The organism is Rugamonas sp. (genome assembly GCF_025354735.1).
Lineage (GTDB): Bacteria > Pseudomonadota > Gammaproteobacteria > Burkholderiales > Burkholderiaceae_D > Rugamonas.
This window is the reverse complement of record NZ_JANXMI010000171.1, coordinates 1-4231: the sequence shown is the minus strand read 5'-3', so window position 1 is coordinate 4231 and position 4231 is coordinate 1. Positions and strand designations below refer to the sequence as shown.

Sequence of the window (4231 nt, the reverse complement as noted above, 5' to 3'; positions counted from 1 at the left end):
CAGGTGGTCTTGCCTTCCGGGATCAGGCGCTTGACGATGCTGTAGGTGTCCTGGTTCTCGATGTGGAAGGCCACGCCCAGTTCCGTCAGATAGGCCGGCAGGATGTGGTCGGGGAAGTTGGGCTGCTTTTGATCGAGGTTGACGGCGATGATGTCGAAATGGATGGGCGCGCGTTCGCGCAGCGTCATCAGGATGTCGAGCAGCGCGTAGGAGTCCTTGCCGCCGGACAGGCAGACCATCACCTTGTCGCCGTCTTCTATCATGTTGAAGTCGCCGATGGCCTGGCCGACCAGGCGGCACAGGCGCTTGTGCAGCTTGTTGTTCTCCAGCGCGGTTTTTTCCATCGACTTGACGGTCGGCGCGGGCGTCGCCTCCAGCGGATTATTCAGCACGGCGCTCATACATCGTCCTTGATCTGGAACACTTCGACGCCGACGCCTTCGCAGTCGGGATAGACGTCCGGCTTCATCGTCGACACGCGCACGGCGCGCACGCGCGGATGCGCCAGCATCGCCTGCACGACGTCGTCGCACAGGCTTTCCTGCAGATGCACGTGGCCCTGCGCCATGCGCTTGGCGATGGTCGAGCGCATGAAGTCGTAGTCGACCACTTCTTCGAGCCGGTCTTCCTTCGGCGTCGACACGGCCAGCGGAATATATAAATCGACGTTGATGAGGACGCGCTGCTCGCCCTTCTTCTCGAAGTCGTGCACGCCGATGTTGATGAGCACTTCGTAGTTGCGCAGGAACAGCCGGCGGCAGTCGGTCAGGCGGGGGTGGGACAGGGCGGACAACATGGCTTTACCTTCTTTCGGGAATACGATCAATACGGTTTATATGATTTATACGGTTTATATTATTTAGTCAGGAACATCACGTCGCGCGCCAGCGGCATCAGGTGCTGGCCGCCGTCGACCAGCAGCGTGGTGCCGGTCAGCGCGCGGGCGCCGGCCACATAGACCACGCTGGCGGCGATGTCGTCCGGCGTGCTCGAACGGCCCAGCGGCGTTTGCCGGTGCGCCGCGGCGAAGCCGGCGTCGTCCTGGTCGCCGGACACCAGGGTGATGCCGGGCGCGATGCCGACCACCCGCACGCGCGGCGCCAGCGCCTGCGCCAGCATCGTCGTCGCCGCCTGCAGCGCGGCCTTGGACAGGGTGTAGGACAAAAAATCAGGATTGAGATTGTACAGTTTCTGGTCGAGCAGATTGACGACCACGGCGGGCGCGCCGGCGTCGTCGGCGCTGGCCGCGTGCAGCGCCTGCGCCAGCAGCACCGGCGCGGCGACGTTGGCGCGCATGTGGGCGTCGAGCCGCGCGGGCGTGAAATCGGCGGCGCTGTCGTAGTCGAACAGCGAGGCGTTGTTGACGACGCAGCGCACCGCGCCCAGCGCGGCGGCGGCGCGCGGCAGCAGCTGGCGCACGGCCGCTTCGTCGCTCAGCTCGCATTGCAGCGCGACGGCGCGCCGGCCCAGCGCGACGATCTCGGCCACCACGGCTTGCGCCTGCGCTTCCGAGGCGCGGTAATGCACGGCCACGTCCCAGCCGGCGCGCGCCAGCCCGAGCGCGATGGCGCGGCCGATGCGGCGCGCGCCGCCCGTGACCAGCGCCACCGGCGCCGGCGTGGCGGCGGGGGAGGGGGAGGGCGCGTGGTCGCTGTGCTGCTTGGTCGTCATGGTGTGCTTATGTTGATGAGCTGGGTTGTTCTGTGTACGGACGCCGACCGGGCCGGCTAAAAAATGCGCGGGCGCCGGCGGCCGGTCCGGCCGCCGCGGCATCGATCCGGCCCCGATCGCGACGCCGGCGCGCCGATTCGCTACAATGCCGGAATGTCCCTACCCGCACCTTCTAGCGACGCGCTGGCCGCGTCCCACGCCTTGCAGCACCTGATCGCCGCCGACATCGCGCGGAACTCGGGCGCCATCTCCTTCGCCCGCTTCATGGAACTGGCGCTGTACGCGCCCGACCTGGGCTATTACAGCGGCGGCGCCGCCAAACTCGGCCGGGATGGCGATTTTACAACCGCGCCCGAGATGACGCCGCTGTTCGGCGCCGCGCTGGCGCACGCGGCAGCCGCTATTATGGCCCAAAGCGCGCCGACCATCCTCGAATTCGGCGCCGGCACCGGCAAGCTGGCGCACGACATCCTCACCGAACTGGCGCTGCTCGGCGTGGCCGTCGAGCGCTACGCCATCGTCGAACTGTCGGGCGAACTGCGGGCCCGCCAGGAGCAGGCGCTGCGCGGCTTCCCGCAGGTGGTGTGGCTGGACGGCATGCCGGACGCCGTCGACGGCGCCGTCATCGCCAACGAGGTGCTCGACGCGATGCCGGTACAGCTCATCAGCAAGACGCCGTCCGGCTGGTGCGAGCTGCACGTCACCGTCGACGACGGCCGCTTCGCCTATGTCGAAGTGGCGGCCGACGCCGCGTTGCTGGCGCAGATAGCGCGCCAGGTCGCCGACGCCGACGCCCTGCCGGTCGGCTACGTCAGCGAAGTGCACGCCACCGGCTGCGGCTTCATGGCCTCGCTGGCGCGCATGCTGGCGGCCGGTCGCGGCGGCGCCGCGCTGCTGTTCGACTACGGTTTCCCGGCCCACGAATATTATCTGGCGCAGCGCGCCGCCGGCACGCTGATGTGCCACTACCGCCACCACGCCCACGCCGATCCCTTTTATCTGCCCGGCCTGCAAGACATCACGGCCCACGTCGACTTCACGGCGATGGCGCTGGCGGCCCAGGACCACGGCGTCGACGTGCTGGGCTACCTGAACCAGGCCGGCTTCCTGATCGGCGCCGGCATCGGCGAGCTGCTGCTGCGCACTGACCCGGCCGACGCCCGCGCCTACCTGCCGCAGGCGAGCGCCCTGCACAAGCTGCTGTCGCCGGCCGAGATGGGCGAATTGTTCAAGGTGCTGGCGGTCGGCAAGGGCGTGGCGCTGCCGGCGGCCATCGCCGCGCACGACCGCAGCCATCGTCTGTGAGAAAAAAGCAGCATTAGCAGAATAACCATGGCCAGGCCCCGTCGCCGTTGCGTTTTGCGCTGCCAGATCGGCTATGATGATTGATTCAGCGCCCACCCGTCGCGGCGCTCTGGTCCACAGTAAATGGAACGATGGGAAAGATACACACTCACTATGACAACTTGAAAGTGGCGCGCATGGCGCCGCAGGAAGTCATACGTGCCGCCTACAAGGCGCTCAGCCAGAAATACCACCCCGACAAGAATCCCGGCGACGAAAAGGCGGCCCGCATCATGGCCATCCTCAACAGCGCCTATGGCACGCTGTCCGACGCCCAGCGCCGCAAGGAGCACGACGAGTGGATCGCGGCCGAGGAATGGGAAATCGAGTGGCTCGAAAGCACCCGCAACGAGGACAACCGCGACAGTCGGGATGGCCGCGATGGCCGCCAGCGCCACGACGCGCCGCCGCCAGCGTGGGCGGCGGAAGCGGCCGAGCCGTCCGCGCCGCGCCGGCGTCCGCGCCGCGACTGGCTGTGGTGGGGTGGCATGGGTGCCTGCCTGCTGCTGGGCTGGGGCGCCGGCATGGTGATGGTGGCCCAGCCGCAGCTGGTGTCGGCGGTGATGGCGGCGGCCTGGGGCGGCAAGGGCGAGCTGGCCTCGGCGGCCCACGCCGCGCCGCGTCCGGACGGCCTGCTTGAAGCCAGGGCGGCGGCACCGGAGCCGGTCACCGACGGCTGGGCCGTCGGCAAGGCTTCCGCCGCCGACAATGGCGCGGCGGCCAGGCCGGCGCCGATCAAGGTGCTCAGCGTGTCGCAGGTGCTGCTGCCGCCGGCGGCGCCCGACTGCGACAGCGAACCGCAGCCGCTGGTGTCGCCCAACGGCGAGCCGTGGCCGCAGCAGTCCGGTTATGTCGACGGTTTCCCGGTCGGCGACCACGGCAACGAAATGCAGCTTATGCTCGACAACGCCGGCAACGCCTCGGCCATGTTCATCAAGGTCTACGACATGGACCGCCACGCCAACGTGCGCTACGTCTACCTCCAGGCGCGCGACAAGATGGTGGTCGACCAGCTGGCCAACGGCAAGTACGAAATCCGCTATCAGAACATCGATCCGGGCGCCGACCAGGCGGCCTGCCCGAACCGGCGCAAGGGCGCCGCCGCCACCGGCAATTGAAGCGGCGCGGCGCCGCTCAAGGCCGCCGCTTAAAATTCTTCCCAGTCCGAATCGGCGGTCACCTTGGGCTTGAGCTTCGATGGGGCGGCCGCGGCCAG

General features: G+C 68.3%; 4 protein-coding genes and 1 pseudogene. 2 read left to right on the top strand and 3 right to left on the bottom strand.

Annotation, left to right across the window (positions count from 1 at the left end; translation table 11 throughout):
• From Q0S71_RS14045 to Q0S71_RS14035, 3 genes and pseudogenes are all read right to left on the bottom strand, one after another.
• Positions 1-401: pseudogene (locus Q0S71_RS14045) on the bottom strand (ATP-binding protein); the annotation flags it as partial.
• Positions 398-796: a dihydroneopterin aldolase gene (locus tag Q0S71_RS14040; protein ID WP_295996638.1), complete on the bottom strand. Its 399-nt coding sequence runs from the start codon at positions 794-796 to the stop codon at positions 398-400. The gene Q0S71_RS14040 and the pseudogene Q0S71_RS14045, both read right to left, overlap by 4 nt.
• Positions 797-855: 59 nt before the next feature.
• Positions 856-1671, bottom strand: coding sequence for an SDR family oxidoreductase (locus tag Q0S71_RS14035; protein ID WP_295996634.1), 816 nt, complete (start codon positions 1669-1671; stop codon positions 856-858).
• Between the two features lie 153 nt (positions 1672-1824).
• On the opposite strand from Q0S71_RS14035, the gene Q0S71_RS14030 reads away from it, so the two are divergent.
• Together Q0S71_RS14030 and Q0S71_RS14025 are read left to right on the top strand one after the other, a co-directional pair.
• Positions 1825-2976, top strand: a complete 1152-nt coding sequence (locus Q0S71_RS14030; protein ID WP_295996632.1) for an SAM-dependent methyltransferase — start codon at positions 1825-1827, stop codon at positions 2974-2976.
• 131 nt (positions 2977-3107) lie between these two features.
• The gene (locus Q0S71_RS14025; RefSeq protein WP_295996629.1) at positions 3108-4133 is read left to right on the top strand and encodes a DnaJ domain-containing protein; all 1026 of its coding nucleotides are present in this window, start codon (positions 3108-3110) and stop codon (positions 4131-4133) included.
• The last annotated feature ends 98 nt before the right edge of the window (positions 4134-4231 follow it).

What these genes read in the sequence shown, in the direction of transcription:
- Q0S71_RS14040 (WP_295996638.1), bottom strand. Translation starts at nt 796, where the DNA reads ATGTTGTCCGCCCTGTCCCACCCCCGCCTGACCGACTGCCGCCGGCTG.
- Q0S71_RS14035 (WP_295996634.1), bottom strand. Translation starts at nt 1,671, where the DNA reads ATGACGACCAAGCAGCACAGCGACCACGCGCCCTCCCCCTCCCCCGCC.
- Q0S71_RS14030 (WP_295996632.1), top strand. Translation starts at nt 1,825, where the DNA reads ATGTCCCTACCCGCACCTTCTAGCGACGCGCTGGCCGCGTCCCACGCC.
- Q0S71_RS14025 (WP_295996629.1), top strand. Translation starts at nt 3,108, where the DNA reads ATGGGAAAGATACACACTCACTATGACAACTTGAAAGTGGCGCGCATG.